The sequence below is a fragment of the Paucisalibacillus globulus genome, assembly GCF_900184735.1.
GTDB classification, from domain to species: Bacteria; Bacillota; Bacilli; order Bacillales; family Amphibacillaceae; genus Ornithinibacillus; species Ornithinibacillus globulus_B.
In genome coordinates this window covers 88501-108494 of record NZ_LT855390.1, presented here as the reverse complement: position 1 = coordinate 108494, position 19994 = coordinate 88501, and the positions used below count along the sequence as shown (strand labels likewise).

General features: G+C 38.2%; 17 protein-coding genes, 1 pseudogene and 1 riboswitch. Of the genes and pseudogenes, 5 read left to right on the top strand and 13 right to left on the bottom strand.

Going from position 1 to position 19994, the window contains the following annotated elements:
• Nucleotides 1-24: 24 nt before the first annotated feature.
• The 3 genes from BN999_RS09830 to BN999_RS09820 all read right to left on the bottom strand — a co-directional run bounded on the left by BN999_RS09830 (nucleotide 25) and on the right by BN999_RS09820 (nucleotide 3178).
• Nucleotides 25-600 (bottom strand): VUT family protein, encoded by a 576-nt coding sequence (locus tag BN999_RS09830; RefSeq protein ID WP_096271203.1) that lies wholly within the window; start codon nucleotides 598-600, stop codon nucleotides 25-27.
• The gene (gene queC, locus BN999_RS09825; RefSeq protein ID WP_255247448.1) at nucleotides 593-1279 is read right to left on the bottom strand and encodes a 7-cyano-7-deazaguanine synthase QueC; all 687 of its coding nucleotides are present in this window, start codon (nucleotides 1277-1279) and stop codon (nucleotides 593-595) included. Before queC ends, BN999_RS09830 begins: the two co-directional genes overlap by 8 nt.
• 240 nt (nucleotides 1280-1519) lie before the next feature.
• Nucleotides 1520-3178 (bottom strand): DUF2207 domain-containing protein, encoded by a 1659-nt coding sequence (locus BN999_RS09820; protein WP_176481936.1) that lies wholly within the window; start codon nucleotides 3176-3178, stop codon nucleotides 1520-1522.
• A gap of 186 nt (nucleotides 3179-3364) precedes the next feature.
• Between BN999_RS09820 and BN999_RS09815 the strand changes: the two genes are divergently transcribed.
• A complete protein-coding gene (locus tag BN999_RS09815; protein ID WP_096271200.1) occupies nucleotides 3365-3925 on the top strand; it encodes a hypothetical protein in 561 nt (186 codons plus the stop codon).
• Between the two features lie 80 nt (nucleotides 3926-4005).
• Here BN999_RS09815 and truA read toward each other — a convergent pair whose 3' ends face one another.
• Nucleotides 4006-4743: a tRNA pseudouridine(38-40) synthase TruA gene (truA, locus tag BN999_RS09810; protein ID WP_096271199.1), complete on the bottom strand. Its 738-nt coding sequence runs from the start codon at nucleotides 4741-4743 to the stop codon at nucleotides 4006-4008.
• Between the two features lie 206 nt (nucleotides 4744-4949).
• Nucleotides 4950-5049: riboswitch (purine riboswitch) on the top strand.
• Between the two features lie 78 nt (nucleotides 5050-5127).
• Between truA and BN999_RS09805 the strand changes: the two genes are divergently transcribed.
• A complete protein-coding gene (locus BN999_RS09805; protein WP_096271198.1) occupies nucleotides 5128-6315 on the top strand; it encodes an MFS transporter in 1188 nt (395 codons plus the stop codon).
• Nucleotides 6316-6553: 238 nt separating this feature from the next.
• Nucleotides 6554-6661, top strand: a complete 108-nt coding sequence (locus tag BN999_RS21000; RefSeq protein ID WP_255247435.1) for a putative holin-like toxin — start codon at nucleotides 6554-6556, stop codon at nucleotides 6659-6661.
• A gap of 181 nt (nucleotides 6662-6842) precedes the next feature.
• On the opposite strand, the pseudogene BN999_RS09800 reads toward BN999_RS21000, so the two are convergent.
• The 9 genes and pseudogenes from BN999_RS09800 to BN999_RS09760 form a co-directional block, all read right to left on the bottom strand.
• Nucleotides 6843-6932 (bottom strand): annotated as a pseudogene (locus tag BN999_RS09800) (methylated-DNA--[protein]-cysteine S-methyltransferase); the annotation flags it as partial.
• A gap of 369 nt (nucleotides 6933-7301) precedes the next feature.
• Entirely contained in the window at nucleotides 7302-11714 is a 4413-nt protein-coding gene (locus BN999_RS09795) for a hypothetical protein (protein ID WP_096271197.1), read from the bottom strand.
• Nucleotides 11701-12441 (bottom strand): DUF6063 family protein, encoded by a 741-nt coding sequence (locus tag BN999_RS09790; RefSeq protein ID WP_096271335.1) that lies wholly within the window; start codon nucleotides 12439-12441, stop codon nucleotides 11701-11703. The genes BN999_RS09795 and BN999_RS09790 overlap by 14 nt, the downstream gene beginning before the upstream one ends.
• Nucleotides 12428-13945: a replicative DNA helicase gene (locus tag BN999_RS09785; protein ID WP_096271196.1), complete on the bottom strand. Its 1518-nt coding sequence runs from the start codon at nucleotides 13943-13945 to the stop codon at nucleotides 12428-12430. Before BN999_RS09785 ends, BN999_RS09790 begins: the two co-directional genes overlap by 14 nt.
• Nucleotides 13933-14949: a Wadjet anti-phage system protein JetD domain-containing protein gene (locus BN999_RS09780; protein ID WP_096271195.1), complete on the bottom strand. Its 1017-nt coding sequence runs from the start codon at nucleotides 14947-14949 to the stop codon at nucleotides 13933-13935. The genes BN999_RS09785 and BN999_RS09780 overlap by 13 nt, the downstream gene beginning before the upstream one ends.
• Nucleotides 14950-15177: 228 nt before the next feature.
• Nucleotides 15178-15672 carry a methylated-DNA--[protein]-cysteine S-methyltransferase gene (locus BN999_RS09775; RefSeq protein WP_096271194.1) on the bottom strand — a complete coding sequence of 165 codons (495 nt, stop codon included), beginning with the start codon at nucleotides 15670-15672 and terminating at the stop codon, nucleotides 15178-15180.
• The gene (locus BN999_RS09770) at nucleotides 15665-16573 is read right to left on the bottom strand and encodes a DNA-3-methyladenine glycosylase family protein (RefSeq protein ID WP_096271193.1); all 909 of its coding nucleotides are present in this window, start codon (nucleotides 16571-16573) and stop codon (nucleotides 15665-15667) included. Before BN999_RS09770 ends, BN999_RS09775 begins: the two co-directional genes overlap by 8 nt.
• Complete coding sequence (locus tag BN999_RS09765; protein ID WP_096271192.1) at nucleotides 16570-17142, bottom strand: bifunctional transcriptional activator/DNA repair enzyme AdaA; 573 nt, start codon at nucleotides 17140-17142, stop codon at nucleotides 16570-16572. The genes BN999_RS09770 and BN999_RS09765 overlap by 4 nt, the downstream gene beginning before the upstream one ends.
• A 166-nt stretch (nucleotides 17143-17308) precedes the next feature.
• Nucleotides 17309-18175 (bottom strand): CPBP family glutamic-type intramembrane protease, encoded by an 867-nt coding sequence (locus BN999_RS09760; protein WP_096271191.1) that lies wholly within the window; start codon nucleotides 18173-18175, stop codon nucleotides 17309-17311.
• Nucleotides 18176-18364: 189 nt separating this feature from the next.
• On the opposite strand from BN999_RS09760, the gene ltaE reads away from it, so the two are divergent.
• Both ltaE and BN999_RS09750 read left to right on the top strand, forming a co-directional pair.
• A complete protein-coding gene (gene ltaE, locus BN999_RS09755) occupies nucleotides 18365-19384 on the top strand; it encodes a low-specificity L-threonine aldolase (protein ID WP_096271190.1) in 1020 nt (339 codons plus the stop codon).
• 73 nt (nucleotides 19385-19457) lie between these two features.
• Nucleotides 19458-19946, top strand: coding sequence for a pyridoxamine 5'-phosphate oxidase family protein (locus BN999_RS09750; protein WP_096271189.1), 489 nt, complete (start codon nucleotides 19458-19460; stop codon nucleotides 19944-19946).
• Nucleotides 19947-19994: the final 48 nt, after the last annotated feature.

Here is a 19994-nt window from a genome sequence, read left to right as displayed (position 1 = left end):
AACTCTTCTTATTTATCGTACTACCTATACGGCTTGTGTCTTTGTAGGTTTAAAATCCGATATATTCGGTTCATAGATTCCCAATTTCATAACGAAATGTCTTATTCCTCCAGCAACAATTAATTGCATCAGCACTTTTGCCACCCACTGCCCGGCTATTGCGTAAGGAACCAAATCCCATGGAACGTATCCGAGACCTAATGGCCCTATTCCAATAATGACAAATACAGCAGAATCCAGGAATCCAGAGACAATACCAGAAACCATAACACGCCTAACAAAAGGAAGCTTGAAACGTGTATATATTTCTGTGTCTGTGGTCTCCGATATGATGAAGCTTAGGGTCGAGGCGCATACCACCCATAATGCATCTCCCAGGAGATGACTCGTAACCGCAGACAATGCAAGTGCTGCAGCAATCCACATATATGTTTTGGCTCGACCATACTTATTCTGCACCATATCGCGCATAACGAGTGTCAATCCAATAAGCAATGTCCCATACGGAATAATAAATAACCCAAGATTTAGTGGAGCAAATTTAGCTGTAATCACATTTGCTAGAACAATAGATAATAAATATATGAGAATCCTATACATGTGCACGACCTCCTGCCAAGTAAGCGTCAAGCCCTTGCTTTCTTAATTTACAAGAAGGACATTCCCCACACCCGTCCCCAATAATTCCGTTATAACAGGTCGTTGTATGCTTTCTGATATATTCTAGTTTTCCTAGTTTCTCTGCCATTTCCCATGTCTGGGCTTTATTTTTCCACATTAATGGCGTATGTATTTCGAAACTATGATCCATGGCAAGGTTTAACGTCAGATTTAGTGATTTGATAAAATTATCCCGGCAATCCGGATAGCCACTAAAATCCGTTTCACTTACCCCGGTGATGATATGTCTTGCACCGATACCTTTTGCGAAAATAGCTGCAAAGGAAAGGAAAATATGATTTCTTCCCGGTACAAATGTATTGGGCACAACACCTGCCCCATCAATTTCCATATCCTTTCTGGTCATCGCATTATCAGTCAACTGGTTAAGTAAATTCATATCGAGAACGGTATGTTTTACTCCCAAATCCTCAGCGATTTTCTTCGCTGATTTAAGTTCTGACACATTCCTTTGACCATACGAAAAAGTGACGGTTTCAACGTTATCAAATCTCTCCAATGCCCATAGGAGACATGTCGTCGAATCTTGCCCGCCACTAAATACAACTACTGCTTTTTCCATATAAAATTCCTCCCTAGTTTTGTTTAAAGAGGGGATGGTTTCGAACCCTCTGGGTTACAGTATATAATACTTTTTGACTTAGGGATAGGGAAGTAAGTTCAGTTAGAAATACACTAAACTAGATTGTGCAAAAAAATAAGTACAAGGGGAGGTACCAATTCCCTTGTACTTATTAAAGCTCCATTATTAGGGACACGCTAATCAGCGAGTCTTTTTTGTTTTATGGATTTATATCCAACCCTATAACTTTGGAGAATTCGATCTATGGCCTGATGATTAAAACGCACCAGAACCGCCACCACCTCCACCAATGCCGCCACCCACCCCAGGTGTCCCACCGCTTCCGGTTGAGATGTTGGGTGCAGCCGAAGCTTCAGCCTGACCAAAATACGTATGTGCTGATGATGCAATCACTAGGAACAAAAACATATTCATCCCCGAGTCATGATTCAACTGATCATATTGTGGCGCATGCTCCAAAAGGATTTTGTTCTTCTTTTGTATGGCTTGATTGTTTCGGCCCAGTCCATATATAAATGCGTGTTTCTGATCATCGTCAAGCCATTCATTCCATTCCGTTGGTGTTAAATCGGCAAACTTAATCTCAAATCTATCCCATTGTTCTTTGATATAAGCACCTTCGGCAGTTCTTCGTTTGCCACCGATTGCTAATACAATCACGCAGAACACTAGTACAATGGCTGCAATCATCCAGCCATATAATTCATACACGCCAAACAGAATGGTGAAAGGAAGGATAATAAGACTGGAAAGGCCAATTGCCATTCGTTTATTATTCCGTTTTTCATAGAGCTCTTTCGCATCTACTTCCTGTTTGACACTTTGTTGCCACTGCATGAAATTATTCCAATAGCTCTCATGGTTGTTTTTATTTTTCGTGTACGTTGCAAGATCTGACAGACGGAATGTTCCATTTTTGCCAACCATGTCGAATAACCAGGCAATCAGCATTTGTTCGTGCATATGGTCTGTCTGCCTGTTAACGACGACAAATGTCTCATCCTCTTTTTTCATTACATAGTCTTTGCGAACCAAGTCAAGTAAGGCCGCCGTCAATGCATGTGTGTCAAGCACCCCATTATTCATGTAGTGAATCGTAGCAGGCATACTTAAGCCTGTTTTTGGCACGAAAAAGGCATCGACAAACCGACGCTCAATCTCCGCTTTAATTTTGCGTTTATATTGAATACGACTCATCACTAGGAAAAGCAAATAAAGCGCAAATCCAAAGACAATATAAGGCGCAATACGATTAAACATATCTTGATCCTTTTTAAACGCCGCAATTTCTGCTTCTTTCTTTTCCTTATCCCGTACTATATCATCCCGAATGGACGTATCCCCTGCAGATGGAGCTGCGGAGAATAGCGATGCATCATAAGCTACTCGGACATCACCTTTTTGACCGGAGGATACATGCCCCATCGCAAAATGGACAACACCATCTTTGTCAGCCTTTCCCGTATCCCAGGCACTATCATAGCCAATGAATTCAACATCCCCGGTTGGTTTGGGGGGATGAATGTAGATATCGAGGTTATGATAAGCTGATTCATTATTTTGGTCAAAAAACGGCCAGTAAAATTGTCCCATATCCGAATATACTTCTACCCCGTCTTTAATGGTATACGTCAAATGAATGGTCACTGTTTCATCAGCACCACCGCGATAAATTTTATATAAATTGTCTTCCTGTTCCACATCTAATGCAGTACCATTTTCCGAGGCTTTCACATCCTGAATCTGTGTACCTTTTTTGGCAATCAATGTGCGGGTAAGCCCATTGAATTCACCGTCAAAGGCATACGTGTGTATCTCCTCTACCTGAACATTACCGTCCATCTGTAGGTATGCATGAATATCCGTTTTTTCAATATCAAATTCAACAGCTAGGGCACTGACTGGAAATAACATAAATGCCAGCACGGCAACTATAGCTATAGATAACTTTTTCATTTTATGGCCCCCTTGTTATGTAATAACTTATACGATTGATATAGGGATTAGGTTTCAAGTGGTACAGATGTTCCAGCAGCTAGCTAAGGCTTTACCATTCATGCTATAATATTTTAAATATTTAAATTAATAGGAGGTGTGTGGATGAACCAATATAACTTACGCTCAGATGAGGTAGTGATTATAAAACATAATAGAATTGCTCGCGGTGGTATCATGGCTAGTTATTCGGATGAACTTATCTTAACCAATTTACACTTAATTTTGATTAGTAAAAGTATATTTGGAAAAGTAAAGAATACATCTAGATTTCCAGTTGATGAAATTAAAGTATTTAATGGCAAAGCACAAACCATTTTAGGAAAACGAGCTAACGGAACGCCACAGCTTGAAGTATACTTCACTAATGGTCAAGAATTCTTTGGGTTTGAATCAAAGAAAGTAGTAAAAGATTGGATAAAGGCTATTAATCAACTTGTGTCAGGACAAGATGCCGTAATAGGTGGATTTGACGATAGAACAATACCTGGTACAGAATTTATTGCAAGTTCTATAAAGGATACCTTGAACACGGTTAAAGGTGTATTTGGAAAACAACCAGTTAAGGTCTCCCAAGAGTGCAAATCATGTGGAGCTCCTATATCAGGGTTTGAGGGGCAATTTGTTAGGTGCCAATATTGTGAGACAAATCAACAAATGAAGTGATACATAAATAAAAAGAAGTACCCTCCCCTGTGACAAGGTTGTGCGGTTACTTCTTTTTATATAACAACATAACCGGTCAATTAAAACCCAACCTTCTCCAAATACAACCCCTCAGCATCCGCCATACGACCTGTCTGAATTCTTTCTTTCGATTCAAGAATACTCGGTATAGTAGTAGGATCCTTTTCCCCTAATCCAACTTCAATTAATGTTCCAACAATTTTTCTTACCATGTTATAAAGGAAGCCATCGCCTTGCAGTTTAATCTCAATAAAGCCGTTATTTTCCTTTATCTTAATAGAATATATCTCGCGTACCATGGACTTTTTCTTCGACTTTGCATTGGAATAAGAAGTAAAGTCATGCTTACCTAGAAAATAGGTAGTTGCTTTTCGCATCTTTTCAATATCAAGCTTTTCTTCTACATGCATACTGTATTTTCGCATGAAGGGATGTGTATATGGCATGTTCCAAATCTTATACAAATAGGTTTTATCTTTCGCATTATAGCGAGCATGGAAACGATCATTCACACTCTCGACATCCACAACACTAATATCGTGAGGAAGATATCTATTTAAGTACTGCATCACTTCATCTTCTGTTGCTTGTTTGCGCATTTTAAAATTAGCGATCTGAGCAAGAGCATGGACACCTGCATCCGTTCTTCCAGATCCAATGATTTCAATCTTTTCTCCTGCCAACTCTGTTAAAACATTTTCAATCTTCCCTTGAATGGTATTGTCACTATTACCAAGTCGCTGCCAACCCTTGTAACGGCCACCATCGTATTGAATGGTTAATTTATAGTTGTTCATGGTTTTGTTATCTCCTTGTTTAATTACATTTATTGGTGCTGATAGTTACTTTGTTTATACGCTATCTTATATCTTACTCCATTTTCGCATGCCCTGTCTAAGACATAAGGGGAAACTTCATGTTGGGGCGAGACCTTTCCTCCATGGTAATATCACATTCAGAAATTAGTACTTGAAAAAATAGCTGAAGGCTAGTACACTGTTCTAGTACCATAAATAAATATACCTGTATAACCTCAAGAATATGGCTTGAGGGTCTCTACCAGGAACCGTAAAATCCTGATTACAGAAAATGAAGATGATTCATTTTTTGTAATCAGGATTTTTTTGTATACAAAAAATCATCTTTTATTACTAACATCACGAGAAAGGACGAGATAGAATATGAATTTAAAAGTTTTTATACTCGCATTAGCCACTATTGCAGCAGGACTTGTTGAATTAATTGTTGGTGGAATACTTCCAACAATCGCAAATGATTTAGATATAACATTAAGCTCAGCTGGACAACTCATCACTGTTTTTGCACTTATATATGCCGTTGCTGGTCCAGTTTTACTAGTACTAACTAGCAAGATAGAACGCAAAAAATTATACCTCATCTCCTTGTTTGTCTTTTTCATCAGTAATATCATGACCTATTTCAGTCCCAATTTTACTTTTATGATGTTTGCAAGGGTATTGAGTGCCATGAGTACAGCACTTATCGTTGTATTATCGCTAACCCTGGCTGCCAAAATTGTTGCTCCAACACATCGAGCAAAGGCTGTGGGTCTAATTTATATGGGAATTAGTTCGTCACTAGTCATGGGAGTTCCGCTTGGAATCATGATTTCCGATACATTTGGCTGGCGCGTTATTTTTCTTGGAATTGCTATTTTATCAATCGGTTCCTTTGTATTAATTTCCATCTTTTTCGAGCGAATTCCGGGAGAAAACACGACCCCACTTTCACAACAATTAAAGGCAGTGGCTAGTTTTAAATTAGGTAGTGCACATCTAGCAACGATGTTTTTACTAGCAGGACATTATACGATTTATGCATACTTTACGCCTTTTTTAGAAACCGAACTTCATCTGAATTCCACCTGGATTAGTATTTGTTATCTATTATTTGGGATTGCAGCAGTAAGTGGTGGAGCATTCGGGGGAATTTTATCCGATTCGATTGGAGCTAAAAAGAGCATCATCGTTGTAATCGGTTCGTTTGCAGTAGTGCTATTCTTATTACCATTCACTACTTTTTCACTTATTGTTTTCCTACCAGTTATGATGGTTTGGGGAGCGCTAAGCTGGGCACTCTCTCCACCACAACAAAGCTACCTGATTGAAACCGATCCTGCTACATCTGACATTCAACAAAGCTTTAATAATTCATCATTACAAATAGGTATCTCTCTAGGTTCTGCATTTGGTGGAATCGTGTTAAATGAGACTGGGACTGTATCTCATATGTCTTGGTTTGGAGGAGCTATTGTGATCCTTTCCTTGATTTGTGCGGTCTTTTCTTTGACTAGAAAACCGAAAGAAAGAGCAGAAAGTGCCGTGGGGACAGGTACCTCGGCTATATAATAAAAGAAGAGAGTACAACGGGGACAGGTTCCTTGGCACAAATGCCAAGGAACCTGTCCCCGTTGACCTCATTTTTGATTTTTGACCGTTTCATCTCTTATTTTGTGTACGAAAAGCAACTCACGAACAAACATTCTAATTTTAATGTAATTTAACCCATCATGTGATATTATATAATCAACAACTACATAGTATAGTGGGCGGTTGGCCATCTTCCTTAAGAAGGGAGGTGGTAAGGATGACGACCTACGAAGCAATAAGTTTACTCGTACAATTTAGCTATTTCTTAATAGCCGAATTAACACTAATTGTAACAATCGTCGTCCTTCTAAATAAAAAGAAGTAACCGCCCTCTTTGACCAGTAGCGATTACTTCTTTTTAACTTAACATCAAAAGGTCAACCGCTCTTTATGCGGTAAGTGGTTGTGGTACTTAGTAGTTACCGCTACTAAGTGCCTTTTTCTTATTATTAGTATAATTTGATATGTTTATACTGTCAATCTCTCTTGGGAAATGTATTCATTTCCTATTTAAATGTCTTCTCATGTCGAATCAACCATTCCTTCCTCCACACCCCGCCAGCATAACCAGTCAACTTCCCATTTGTCCCAATAATCAGGAATATTGACTGAAATTTTATTGCTAGCTCAATATCATAAAATTTAATAAAGATTTAATAAGTAATTTTGCCACCTTACTCAAATCCATTTCGATTAAAAAGGTAAACCGGCCTATTTCTTCCTTACAGGAAGAAATACACTTAGAAATCCATTGGGCAGTATTGGAAGAGTTCCTCTAACGACTTTAGTCGCTCTAAAGCAATGAGGCGTAGGATGTAACTACATTCCATCTTGCTACAGTAGATGGCACTCTAAATTCTTTGGGTTGAATTCTTGAGATTCACTACTAGAATACTGGTAATTGGGGCAAGACCTCAATTACCTTCACTTTTCTCTCACAAAGTTTGACTAGCAAATGCCTGGTTTCAGAACAATTCCATCTGCTCCACCTCACCCAGCCTCTCAAGCCCTTCTGGTTCATGGTCTTGGAAATATGCATGATGGAGCCATTTCTCTTTTGTCATCACTTTCTTCCCGGAGTCTTGTGATGACCTTAGACGGCAGCTATAGATGACTGGGAAGTAATCCTGTAAAAATTTCCCTTCTGCATGTGCAGTAAGAGCGATGATTTGGAAGCCAAGCTGCTCAGCAACGAAAAATACTGGATTTAATACATGATCACTAGATGCTTTCCCGAATGGGTTATCTAATATAACTGCTCGATGGCGTTTCATATTTGCCTGTAGATGCTGCTTCTTCTCCGCTACATAATTTAGAATACCTAAGAAAAGTGTCATATTCTTACTCCACTTTTCTCCTCCTGACCAAACATTACTCTGTTCCCAGGAGTAGGATCTCGATGTCACATGATTATCATTGGTCACTTTTCTACAATTAACCTTCATGACTTCATTATTCATGACGACTTGCAATAATGATTTCGTCTGAAGCCACATCTCTACATCATTTCTAACCTTTCCTTCATCCTGCATTCCTTGGTCATTAAGATATCGTTCTGACTCTAGCTGCTGCAGAATCCATTCGATATAATCTCTGATTCTAGTCTTAGCCACATCTTCGTCCCACTCTGGTATGGAGAACGAAAAGATTGGTTTCCAATCATCGATTACTTTGACCTTCGTTTTATTAGGGATCTGCTTCAATTCCTCTACAATCGTATAGAGATGGGAATGAATTTGATTAATAAACAACTGCAGGTCTTCATCACTTTTTCTTATATGCTCATTGGCATATTTCGTGATTCGTTCAATACTGGTTAACATATTATTCTTAAATGAGATCACATCTTCGTACGTATGCTTATGCTCCACCCCGTTTATCGCCATTTGTTGAAGCTTAACATCTGAAATCTCTTTCCTACAAAAATCCCGGACATACTCTTTTTCTGCTTGTACCTGGGTCGCTTCCTCATTCATCTCTTCTTTCCTATTTCTCATTTCCTCTATAACAGCTTTCACATACTTTTTGCGTTGATAATTAAAATCTAGCTGCTGTTCTTCCGTCAGTCCAATTTCGGAAAGGTCTGGAGAATTAAAGTGATGGCTCTCGATATATCTTTCTAGCTCCCGTTCAGCCTTGGAGATACTTTCGAGCTGAGTATTAATTCGGTCTATCTGCTTATTAATATAGTCTTTTCTTTCTAAGAGCTTTGTATTTTCCTTCTGTAATGATTGATAGATTTCATCAAGGGAATGCTCAAATGATATAAGCTCTTGGCTTAGATAATCTTTCTTAAACTGTTCTAGTTTTAATTCATATTTTCCTTTTTGTTTTTCCTTTTCAGAAAGTGCTTGTTGCACTTCTTGATTCAGGGCAGTCAATTCTTCATTCAACTCTTTCATTTTAGTCAATAGAGTTTCCATCCATTGATCCCCATCACTCGGAAATACCTGTTCATAATCTAAGTCACTTTGTTGATTTCGAATCTCATCCAATTGTGTTTGTAACTTTTTCAGTGCTTGCTTGGCAGCTTCCTGCTTTGCGATCCATTCCCCTTGAGTAACCGTGACTTTGTCTATTTTTCGATTCAAATCATGTATTTTATTCTTGATACTTTGTTTACTATCTCCAGAATATATCGGATTAAGTGACGCTACCCTTAGATAATCATCCTCACGCTTGATGATTTTCATTTCGTTGCTTAAATCCAACATTCGTTGCTGTAAACCATCCTTCTCATCATTAAATCCTTTTAATTCTATCTCTTTCTTAGACTTATCCTTTTCTAACTGTTGCAAAGTTGCAGACAAGTTTTCTTCTCTCTTACTATTTTCTTCTACCTCTTTCTCATAGGAAAGATAGGTTAGCCCTTCCTTTATCTTGTTTTGCAAACCTTGCATTTCGTCTGAATGATTTTTTATTTTTGTTCTATTAGAATCCACTATAGAACGTGATTCAGTTATTATTGCTTTTATCGATTTAATTCGTAGATCGACATCCTCTAAGCGATTCTTCCACTCGGATTGCTCGGTGCTTAGACTAGAATAAAATTCATAAGGATACGTTTTTAAGAACTGTTGAAATGCTTTCCATGCATCCTGCCAGTCTGTAAGCTCTTTTTCTTTCTGCTCCCTTAGTCCTGTTATGGCATGGGCATCACTTCTTAACTGGACCTTCCAATTCGTAAAGTACTCTGTTTCTAGATTGTGATTCCAATGCTTTGGTGCAACCCAGTCATGCCCCGGGCTTTCGTCCACTTGAAGCGCCTCTTCTGTCGTCAAAACACTTATCGGAAACTGCAAACGATCTGATATGTGGTTCAGTTTCTCCAGCAGTTGTTGCTTAGATTTATTCGTTGTGACCAGTGTCAATGGCCAAAGGGGAAAATCCTTACGCTTCTTTCGTTCTTCATCATTTAGGTTCTGCAGATATTCAACACCTGTTACAATAAAACCAAACTGATTTTTCCATGATGCTAGCTGTTCTGCTAGAAAGGTATCAGAAAAAAACACATCCTGATTACCATAATCATCTACAAAGCGATAAGCAAGGCGTTCTTTGAACAAGAGAGTATTCCGTTCTTTTTTCTGCTTTTCTAGTTGTTCAAGTATTCTTGTTTCAATGGTTTGCTGTGCTGTATAAATATCCTCAAAACTGGCCCATTGCTGACGTAAGCCTGCTAAGCGAGTAATAACATTCCCTTGGGCAGCATCTAATTCGCTCAGTTTAAATGATACGTCATTCTTGTTCCTCTCTATTTCTGTATGCTCTTCCAATAGTTTATCCCATTGTTCTTCCGCTTCCCCAATCTGCAAGTTAAGCTGCTTCACTTCCTGATTCAAACGCACTACTTCCTGATCAAGATGATTACTACGCTCCTGCCACTTCTTTAATTCGATAGTGACTTGCTCTTGTTGTGGATTAGCAAGGATCTGCTGTTGGAGCTTTTCCATATCTTCTGTCCGAGCCCGTATCCGTTCGTTGATTGCAGAAAGCCGTTGTTTCATTTCGTTTATTTGGTCATCTAATGCAGATTTACTAATTGAATATTGTTCGATTTGTTTCAAGATAGGATTAAGCTGATACGTTAGCCCTTGTTTTTCTCGATCTATTTTTTCAATTTCTTCTAGGTAGCTTCCTAATAAGGACTGATTTGCTTCCTCTAATGACTCCTGTAGGTCGAACAATTCTTCGTCCTGTTCTAAATCTGCAAGTTTTTCCTCGGCAAATGCTAGTTTATCTTGTTCTTCCTTCATCTCTACTTTATACTTAGCAAGCTTTAGCGAATAGTAATTCTTTTGATGGGTATCTCGTTCTTCTTCTTTATTTAACTGATGAGCAAGCATGGTATTGTATGCTGTTTCCTTTTCTTCTAATGTAGCTTTTTCGACAGCAATCTCATATGAAGCTGCTTTAACCTTATGCATTCTATGGTCAGCTTCCCATTCCTTCAGCATCCGTGAGCTTTCGGCTAATTCAGCTGTCATTTGCTGCTTTTGAGAAAGGGTTACGTTCCAAACTCCTTTTGCTTGTTGTTTCGCCTTCTGGTATGCTTGCTGCTTATGATGGAGCTTTTCAAAGGTCATCACGTAGTTCTCTAATTTTTCTTGTATCCGCTTATTCTCTTCGATAGTTTGTTTTAATTTTTTATAATTCTTAAAGCTCTGGTTCTGCTTTTCAAACATATCTGCAAACATCGCTTTGTTATGGCCGACAATCGAATCCTCCACAGTAGGAATTAATAATCGGTCAAATAGCTGATTCGTACTTTTGCAATCGTCAAAGAAAGCTTCAACGCCACCCTCTGTGCTATTAATTTTCACAATACTTTCCCATTCACTGGAGATAATATGGTACTGCTTTTCGATGAATGCTTTGTATTCCTTAATCGTGTCAAATGTATGAGAAAAAAAGGAGGACTTCTCTTTCATCCCACTGTAGTAATCCTGCATTTCCCCTCTTTCTGCTGGACGGTTTCCCTCTTTGCCTTCTCTAACAAATGGAATTCCTTCAATGCCATTCGGATCCCCTGCATCATACTCATATACATAACGGATGGAATCTAAGCCGTGCTTTGCCAGAAATAGCGTGACAGCTGTCACGACATAGCGCCTTGGTTTATCATGGGTAATCCATTCAATAGCAATATGTGCTGGAGCATTTTCTAATAATAGGGTATTTTTAATTTTTCGATCAGCTAAATCCACATGGGGGAGAACAGCTTGTAAGGCTGTTTGGATGAGGACGGTTTTCCCGCCACCATTTTCTAAAAGTATGCCTCCATTATGACTTTCAAATAAAAACAATTCATCGTTATAGCGTTTATTCCCTTCCTCATAGACAATGTTTGTTAGCCTAATTTTGCTAATCGATGGCATGCTCCTTCCCCCTTTCAAAACCATAAATAAATTCAAATATTCCTTTGTTATACTCTATTTCCATAAAGAAGCGCTGAACAATGGTCTTTGCCTTTTCCGTAATTGTAATTTCATCATTACCGATTTCTTGAATTAAGTCCTGATCCAGTAGGAATTTTTTCACTGTATCGATAAAGCTTAATCGACTGATGGTATTACCAGCCTGTTTCTTCGCCGTTTCCTTCACATCATCCATATCATCCCACTTCTCAATAATTAAGCCCCAATTATAAGAAAACTCTTTCTCAAGTTCTTTCAACTCTTCCACGTCGTGAGATTTCAGTTGTTCTATCCGATCTTGAATAGACGTTACCCATTCATCTAGACGAAGAAAATTTCTCGTCGGCGCTTGACTGTGGTAGGAATCATAGAATGTGCCAAATAAAATAATACTAGCAAAATATAATAAATAGATATCACCATTGGTAGCTCCGGATCGCAAGTAATTCCGCTTAATCCAATCATTACTAACATGAAAAGGAGACAATCTCGTCTCAGGAATTAGAAACATTTGCTCACTCGTTGTAACAATGACACAATCTACCTCTCTCCCAAAGGCCTCTAATAGCCCCCGGATATCATCGTCAGCACGGTATTGTTGGACTGCCTCGAGATCTGCCATGCCATCACGAGCAAGCTGCGTATATAGTTGAAAAGCCTTCATTACCTTTGATTCAGGATAGTGCATCATCTTCATCCTCCAAACTAATCTTCATCTCTTGTATGGAATAGCGCTTTATTCGATTAATTATTCCGTTATCTTCTTTAATTAGTAAGGTCCGGTCACCAAGTAAACGAAATGCCTCACTTAATAAGGTTTTCCCTTCTTCTTCCCCCTCTATTTCACCTCGAATTATAGGGGAACGCTGATGCAGAATCATCCAAAAGTCATAAAACAACCGGTATTCATACAGTACGGATTTCCCTATCTCTTCCAAGTAATTCATAAAACCTGATAATGTATTGACCCCGCTTGTTTCAACTGCATCCAGATAGTATTGCATGATTAACTTATATTGTTGCATGACCCCTTTCCGATATGGGTCATCCTCCTCTCCTTGGTCCACTTCTACAAAATCTTGCTGTCTATTTGTCTCGCGTTCCTCTGTTATATTCTGTTCTGCAAATAGGGTTAATGGCGACCACACCTTATTTTCTTCTACCTTCAGGAATGGATGTAATACCCCTGCCATGGACACCAGTGGTAACGGGTTAGATACAACAGGTGATACAAGATCTTGGTCGAAGTTAAATGCCTGGATTCCTGTATAGTAAAGAGATTCCTGTGCTGTAACCAGGGTTGTATTTTTCAATGCTAATGTCTGCTCTAGTAATCGAGAGTGCTCATAGTGGACCGATTCTAGCTCGCTATTAATCTGAACAACTAATTGATAGGTTTTTACTTCTTTCTTGTGCACATCCTTAGAAAAAAGTCTTTCCCTTGTCTCCTTGACAAATAGACGAAGCTCTTTAAACTCTTCATCCTCTCGTGTCAATCTTCCATAGATATCTTCTAGTAGCTGCTTGTACCTCTCAAAAGTCTCTTCTGAAACGATACTACGCTGGATTTCATGCTTGAGTTTAACCATGCGTTCCTGTAAATTCTCCACGTCAATATGCATTTCATTAATTTGTCTGAGTGCTCCTTTAAATTCTCCTTTATCCAATTGCTTACGGAGCATTAATTGATTAATAGATAATTGAAATTCACTATAAAATTCCTTGGTAGCAAACACAAGCTCAAGCCCATCTTCATCGAGGGTATAATATTGTGTATTAGTTTTCATATCAAAGTTGTTCGCTTTTAAAATGGAGTAGTCAATATGTTCATCTGAAGAGGATTCCCAGTTATAGAAAGAGTAGCTACGCTTTCTTCCGGTTGTGGGCCGAAATGTCTGAATAATGGCTCTCGCCAACCGTTCATAATCTGATGGCTCTAGCTTATACTGTCTATTTGTTAGTTGCTGTAAAAAGGCGGCTAATTCATTGACACCCGTCTTATAGTGCCGCATTAATTTTTGCTCGAAAAAGAATAGTAATGTCAATAAGCCAAGTCCCTTCATATCAATAGGAGCATTGCCTTGATCTATTTCCCTTTTACGGTCCAAATCAAATAAGGGATCAAATAGAGCAAGTCTCCTCATTCTCTCCCGGTACCCACTAGTTATATCCTGTAAATCTAGCTGTTCCAATTCGACTCCCTCCAAATCTCTTGTAGCTCTCTAGTTTTTAATGTTTCTTGTGGATGGTAGAATCCGTTCTTTAGTAGGGAACGAATTTGATGTTGTTGCTCTATGGCAAAATAGGATAAGAATCTGTCCTGGGCTTCCTTATTTTCCTTCTGATATTCCTTCCCCCTTGCCTCTTCTTTCTCTAAACAAGCCAGATAAAAAGGCAAAGCTAGTCTAATAGATTGCTTCTTAAATAAGGAATACCAAATCGAAATCCCTTCTTTATCCAAGTCACCAAAGTAATATAATTGGTGATTAGCCTCTACCGGATACTGTAGAGGAAATTGTTCAATACATTTAATCACAGCTTTACCAGCCCCATATATAAGAGTCGCAAATATAGTTTCAGGAAGAGTCGGAAGCAACCCTTGATACGTTGTTTTGTTTTCGACGATGAGATGATATTGTGTGGGAGCCATTACCTTATTGGGATTAATCGCAAACATTAGCGGTTCAGAAACAGGAATAATGTTCAATCTATCAAAAAGACCTACTCTTTCTAATAGTTCTTTTCCTCCTTTTTCCGTAATCCACTTCTCATCACCTACTAATTCAAAGCTTCTTTCAGGTGCTGGCACTGGCTCTGGTGGAAGGTCTTCTGTTTTTAAATAGTCATCTAACTTCATTATATAGTATCGATCCTTGTCCCAAATAGACGGATCGTGATGATAGTAATAATCTAGATTAAGGAGAGGGTGTAAGCTCAATCGATATTGCTGTAGTTGTTTATGGTGGCTTTCGGCTAAGTGACTTTTATTAATGCGGTATTGAAATGCTAATGACGGTACTCTAGATGTCCTACCTTTAGATTTAACCATATTTAAAATACCTACAGTCTCCAACTCTAGAACCGCCTCAGCAAAGTCCTCATATGTATGTAAAACTTCTTTCATAATATCTTCAAGTTCATCCAAACGAATTGTTTTCCTGGAAAACCCAGCTAATTGTCTTTTAATAGATTTCAATCGTTACACTCCTAAATTTTCACAGTAATTATAAGTATATTGTACTAGATTATTGTTGGAATCGCAGTAGATTATTATTACTTTTCTGGAAATGATTTTAAAGAAGGAACTACTTGAGTGTTAGGGGAATTTGAATGGAGCGCGAAGTTATCATTGCTGGATTATTTTACTTGCTGAAGAAATTGACAATTTATGAATTAAGTCCATGGGGACAGGTTCCTCGGCTTTTTAAGCCAAGGAACCTGTCCCCATGGACCTCTTTTCATGCTCAAGCAACCATTCCTTCCTCCACACGCCACCAGCATATCCAGTCAATTTCCCATTAGTACCAATAATCCGATGACACGGGATCACGATACTCAACTTGTTTTTCCCATTCGCACTTCCTACCGCTCGGATTGCTTTTTCATTTCCAATAGAAACCGCAATATCCTTATAGGATCCCGTTTCGCCATAGGGCATTTCCTTTAATGCATTCCACACCGACTTTTGGAAATCTGTCCCCTCCATTTGGTATGGGAATGAAAATTCACGCCGCTCTCCTTTAAAATATTCATCTAATTGAAGATAGCAAAGTTCCAACACTTTTGGAGTATCATCACCCCTTACATTCTCTATTTCGTCATTCTCAGAGAATAGAATAGACACTACAGCTTCCTCTGTCCCGATTATTTCTAGAATTCCTATAGGTGATTGATAATCCAACTTATGTAATTTACTCATCCAAAGACCTCCATAAATAAAAGGTTGCATAGGCTTCCCAACCTTTCCAGTTTATTGCCATCGTTTCGATTTCATCTATAGTTGGTTTACTTTCAAGCCCCAGCTGCTGCTTAATGGCATTATGTAGCCCAACGTCAGCGATTGGAAATGCAGATGGATAATGCAAACACTTCATCATGACATAATCTGCCGTCCATGCCCCCACACCTCTAATGGATACTAATGATTGATGAACTTGTCTATAATCTTTCAGTTGGAGCAACTTCTCCTTAGATAACCGACCATCACTGATTGCACCTGCGACTCCAATTATATATTCTGCCTTCCTAGTACTGAACTGAAGTTTCTTCAAATCTTCTATGTCTAATTCAGCTATTTTCTCATGCGTTGGGAATAACCAAAAGATTTGACCATCATAGGTTATTGACTCTCCATATTGTTCTACGAATCGTTTCTTTAACTTATAGGCAAAAGTTAAGTTAATTTGCTGGCCTAGTATTGCCCAAGTTAACGCTTCAAATAAATCTGGAATACAAATAATCCGCAATCCATAGTAGGTATTGGCTATTGGCGCTAGAATTGCATCGTTACGCGCCACTTCATAAAATTCTTCCAAATTTTGACCGAGATCAAACCACTCCCAAATATAATCTGCAACCTCTTCTCGAGCCGTTTCAGATGGTGTACCAATTGGGAATTCTACTTGAATGGAATAATTGTTACTCCCTATTTTGAGTAAAATCAATTCGTCATCTATTTTAATCAGTTTATATAAATAGCCATCCTTTATCGAATGTAATACTTCCCCCTCCGATTTTCCTAAGAAAACGAGGCATTCCCCAAAATCGAATTCCTTCGGCGGGAAAATCTCAAGTGTACTTCCATCATCTAGCCATCTCATTCCACTAACTCCTTACTAATTTGATTTCGATATTCACTGGGAGAACAATTTTTCCTACGACGAAATACTTTATAAAAATTGGAAGGACTTTGGAATCCAACCTCATAGCAAATTTCCAGATTGGTCCGGTTCGTGTTTTTAAGAAGTTGTGCAGCCTTATCTACACGTATTTTTTCTAAATAGGTCCTTGGTGTTTCACCGGTTTCTTGTTTAAAAACACGTTCAAGATAAAAAGGACTTACCCCAACGTGATTTGCAATATCTTTTAATAGTAATGTTTGTTTAGAATGATTAACTAAAAAAGTAATGGTATCTTTAATCAGTATAATATGTGGAGAATAAGCTAGTTCAGGCTGACACCTTTTACAAGCACGATAGCCAGCACGTTCAACTTCCTTCCTGTCAAAATAAAATTCCACATTAACCTTCTTTGGCTTTCTAGATTTGCACGAAGGACGACAGTAGATGTTGGTGGTTTTGACAGCCGTAAAGAATAGACCATCGTATGTATGGTCACAAGTGACAAATATATCCCACATTTCATCAAATGAAAGATTGATAGCAGTCATTGGCTGTCCCCACTTTCTTCAAGCTTTTCTTAAAGCTATTATAATTTATTTATTGTGGTAGTGATAATCCTTTTATCTGTTATATCCATTGTAACAAGATAACATAATGGATTCGTCCTCATTCTTGCTGTTATGGTCGAGAAACTAAAGGAGAATTATCCCCTTATTACTTCACTTTAAGCTCTATTGCTTTATAATTAGTCATCCCATTAGTAAGACGCTCTTTTTTAATCCTTATCGTTCTTAAATAGAGTCCAATTGCCGTAAATAGAATGGTTGTAACCACCCCGGTAGTAGGATTCAACCAAATATCCCCTGTCTTAGTTAAGACAATAACGCCACTGATTGTTACTAAAGTAGTTGGTACCCCGTCCTCAACAGCATGCATTAACACAACTGGCCAGACGGACTTTGTCAGCCTGTATACTTCTACAAACATAACTGTCCAACAAACGGAAAGAACACAAGCTAACAAAAGGAAGCCTACTCTTGAGAACGTTTCAAAGTAGATGTCAGGTAAAAACACAAAATAGTACGGTGCATGCCACAATGCCCAAACAAGCCCAGAGATAAGATAAATAAACCAATCATTGAATTTTAATTCGATTAGCTTCGGTGTTAAATATCCCCTCCAGCTGAATTCCTCGAAAATATTCTTAATTAAGTTCCACCCAACAGACACTGCTACAATAGATAAAATAGCATGTATCTCAACACTAGATAGACTTGCTTCTCCTATCATTAATGCTAGCCCAACCGTTAATATCGTAACAATAGGATAAATAATCAATGAAAATAGATACCATCTTGAATTTCCCTTAAAACGAAACCTGATCCCCATGTCCTTCCAATCGCGGCTAATCAATCGGATGAAAAGCATCGTTAAAAATGGCGATACGAGCCACAAGCCCATTCCTAACGTCTCCCCTTCTGGCTGGTCTGTAAGAATCGTATCGAGCCAAACACCAATCCACCCTCCCCCAAGTGCGATCATAATAAAAATAAACAAATAAAGCTTTTTACTCCTCATCATCACAACTCCTCCTACTTCATCTTTTATTTAGTGTAAAACAACACGCCACGTGATGTTCAAGAGGTAAATGAAAAAGGTCATGATTTTTTAGTAAAAAATGATGAAGGAAGGTAACATTATGCTACTATTAAACTACGAAAATACCATTTCTCGTAATAATAAAGAAACGACTAGAAAGGTGGTAACAGTATGATTGATTTAAGAAGTGACACTGTAACAAAACCAACAGAGTCCATGCGCAGAGCAGCGTATGAAGCTGAAGTAGGAGACGATGTGTATGGTGAGGATCCTACCGTTAATCGATTAGAAGAAAAGGCCGCAGAACTACTTGGAAAAGAAAAAGCACTTTTTGTGACAAGTGGTACGCAAGGAAACCAAATTGCTGCCTTGACCCATTGTAGACCTGGTGATGAAGTTATTATGGAAGCAAGTTCCCATATTTACATCTATGAGGTTGGTGGATTTTCCGCATTAGCTAATGTCCAAATACGTCCAGTTCCAGGTATAAACGGAGCAATGAATACAGTGGATGTAAAAAATACGATTCGCGCAGAGAATATCCATTATCCGACTACCTCATTAATTTGCATAGAAAACACTCATAACTTAGCAGGGGGAGCTGTACTACCTTTAAGCCATATGCAAGAAATAAGTCAGCTAGCTAAAGAAAATAATCTCCAAGTCCATCTGGATGGCGCAAGATTATTTAATGCACAAGTAGCTTCTGGGATATCAGTGAAAGAATATGCAAAAAATGTTGATTCTGTTCAATTTTGCCTATCAAAAGGACTTGGTGCACCTGTGGGTTCTATCATTGCAGGAACAGAAGAATTTATTAATCGTGCGAGAAAATGGCGTAAGATGTTAGGTGGAGGTTTAAGACAAGTTGGAATGATTGCCGCACCTGGTTTAGTAGCATTAGAAGAGAATATCAATCGTTTAGCAGAGGATCATGCTCATGCCAAATTATTAGCTGATGGTTTAGCGAATATGAATGGGTTAAAAGTAGAAAACAAAGTGGAAACCAATATAATCATTGTCAACGTAAAAGAAACCAAACATACTCCGGAAACCTTTGTAGAGGCACTAAAATCAAAAGGTGTTTTAGCAGGTGTCTTTGGATTAGATACGATTCGATTTGTTACACATTATGATGTTTCTAGAGAAGATATTGATAAAGCATTAATCGCAGTACAGGAAATTTTATGATTTGCACTGATTTTATCACCAGAATAAATCTTGTTATAGCGGTTAGTATATAACCATGAGAGAGGTGATAAAATTGGAAAATAAAATGAAACAAGAAGAGATTGAAACATTAAGAGAATTGATTAAAGATGTAGACACTGCAATGTTGACTACGGCTACTGAAGAAGGTCTCGTTTCTCGCCCTATGAAAACACAAGAAGTAGAATTTGATGGAGACTTATGGTTCTTCACTAAAAAAGAGACAAATAAATATGATGAAATATTACATAATCAAGATGTAAATGTAGCCTATGTTGGTAAATCCTATGTTTCTGTACGTGGAAAAGCAGAAATCGTAGAAGATGTGAACAAGAAAAAGGAATTCTGGAGTAAAGTTCACGAAAAAATAATGCAAGCTTCTTATGACGATCCAAACATCATCTTGATAAAGGTAAATGTGGAAGCAGCCGAGTATTGGGAACAAGGGAATCTCATCAAAAAGATTGTCTTCTATTATAAACGCATGACAGGGCAAAACTCTAAAACCACTGATATAAATGAAACGCTAGAATTGGATAATTAACCGCAAAAATATAGTGCCAACTCCTATGGAATTAGCACTATATTTTTG

Bases quoted from the DNA above. Each gene is read 5' to 3' on its own strand.
- BN999_RS09830 (WP_096271203.1), bottom strand. From the start codon at position 600: ATGTATAGGATTCTCATATATTTATTATCTATTGTTCTAGCAAATGTG.
- BN999_RS09820 (WP_176481936.1), bottom strand. From the start codon at position 3,178: ATGTTATTTCCAGTCAGTGCCCTAGCTGTTGAATTTGATATTGAAAAA.
- BN999_RS09815 (WP_096271200.1), top strand. From the start codon at position 3,365: ATGAACCAATATAACTTACGCTCAGATGAGGTAGTGATTATAAAACAT.
- truA (WP_096271199.1), bottom strand. From the start codon at position 4,743: ATGAACAACTATAAATTAACCATTCAATACGATGGTGGCCGTTACAAG.
- BN999_RS09805 (WP_096271198.1), top strand. From the start codon at position 5,128: ATGAATTTAAAAGTTTTTATACTCGCATTAGCCACTATTGCAGCAGGA.
- BN999_RS21000 (WP_255247435.1), top strand. From the start codon at position 6,554: ATGACGACCTACGAAGCAATAAGTTTACTCGTACAATTTAGCTATTTC.
- BN999_RS09795 (WP_096271197.1), bottom strand. From the start codon at position 11,714: ATGCCATCGATTAGCAAAATTAGGCTAACAAACATTGTCTATGAGGAA.
- BN999_RS09790 (WP_096271335.1), bottom strand. From the start codon at position 12,441: ATGCACTATCCTGAATCAAAGGTAATGAAGGCTTTTCAACTATATACG.
- BN999_RS09775 (WP_096271194.1), bottom strand. From the start codon at position 15,672: ATGAGTAAATTACATAAGTTGGATTATCAATCACCTATAGGAATTCTA.
- BN999_RS09770 (WP_096271193.1), bottom strand. From the start codon at position 16,573: ATGAGATGGCTAGATGATGGAAGTACACTTGAGATTTTCCCGCCGAAG.
- BN999_RS09765 (WP_096271192.1), bottom strand. From the start codon at position 17,142: ATGACTGCTATCAATCTTTCATTTGATGAAATGTGGGATATATTTGTC.
- BN999_RS09760 (WP_096271191.1), bottom strand. From the start codon at position 18,175: ATGATGAGGAGTAAAAAGCTTTATTTGTTTATTTTTATTATGATCGCA.
- ltaE (WP_096271190.1), top strand. From the start codon at position 18,365: ATGATTGATTTAAGAAGTGACACTGTAACAAAACCAACAGAGTCCATG.